Annotated in this window: 1 rRNA gene; it reads right to left on the bottom strand. The window is 53.8% G+C overall.

What is annotated here, in order from left to right:
* Window positions 1–5 precede the first annotated feature (5 nt).
* A 23S ribosomal RNA gene (locus RZN25_18420) occupies window positions 6–1,369 on the bottom strand; the annotation flags it as partial.

Raw genomic sequence — 1,369 nt, forward strand, 5'->3', positions numbered from 1 at the left:
TATTTATAGTTAAGTCCTCGATCGATTAGTATCCGTCAGCTGCACGTGTCACCACGCTTCCACCTCGGACCTATCAACCTCATCGTCTCTGAGGGATCTTACTCACTTGAAGTGATGGGAAATCTCATCTTGAGGGGGGCTTCATGCTTAGATGCTTTCAGCACTTATCCCTTCCACACGTAGCTACCCAGCTATGCTCCTGGTGGAACAACTGGTGCACCAGAGGTGTGTCCATCCCGGTCCTCTCGTACTAAGGACAGCTCCTCTCAAATTTCCTACGCCCACGACGGATAGGGACCGAACTGTCTCACGACGTTCTGAACCCAGCTCGCGTACCGCTTTAATGGGCGAACAGCCCAACCCTTGGGACCGACTACAGCCCCAGGATGCGATGAGCCGACATCGAGGTGCCAAACCTCCCCGTCGATGTGGACTCTTGGGGGAGATAAGCCTGTTATCCCCGGGGTAGCTTTTATCCGTTGAGCGATGGCCCTTCCATGCGGAACCACCGGATCACTAAGCCCGACTTTCGTCCCTGCTCGACTTGTAGGTCTCGCAGTCAAGCTCCCTTCTGCCTTTACACTCTACGAATGATTTCCAACCATTCTGAGGGAACCTTTGGGCGCCTCCGTTACTCTTTGGGAGGCGACCGCCCCAGTCAAACTGCCCACCTGACACTGTCTCCCACCCGGATCACGGGTGTGGGTTAGAAGGTCAATACAGCCAGGGTAGTATCCCACCGATGCCTCCACCGAAGCTAGCGCTCCGGCTTCCAAGGCTCCTACCTATCCTGTACAAGCTGTACCAACATTCAATATCAGGCTACAGTAAAGCTCCACGGGGTCTTTCCGTCCTGTCGCGGGTAATGCGCATCTTCACGCATAGTATAATTTCACCGGGTCTCTTGTTGAGACAGTGCCCAAGTCGTTGCACCTTTCGTGCGGGTCGGAACTTACCCGACAAGGAATTTCGCTACCTTAGGACCGTTATAGTTACGGCCGCCGTTTACTGGGGCTTCGGTTCAAAGCTTCGCTTGCGCTAACATTTCCCCTTAACCTTCCAGCACCGGGCAGGTGTCAGCCCCTATACTTCGCCTTACGGCTTCGCAGAGACCTGTGTTTTTGCTAAACAGTCGCTTGGGCCTTTTCACTGCGGCTTCTCGCAAAAGAAGCACCCCTTCTCCCGAAGTTACGGGGTCATTTTGCCGAGTTCCTTAACAAGAGTTCTCCCGAGCACCTTAGGATTCTCTCCTCGCCTACCTGTGTCGGTTTGCGGTACGGGCACCTGTGACCTTACTAGAGGCTTTTCTTGGCAGTGTGAAATCAGGAACTTCGGTACTAAATTTCCCTCCCCATCACAGCTCAAGCTT

This window comes from Bacillaceae bacterium S4-13-56 (assembly GCA_040191315.1).
GTDB lineage: Bacteria > Bacillota > Bacilli > Bacillales > JAWJLM01 > JAWJLM01.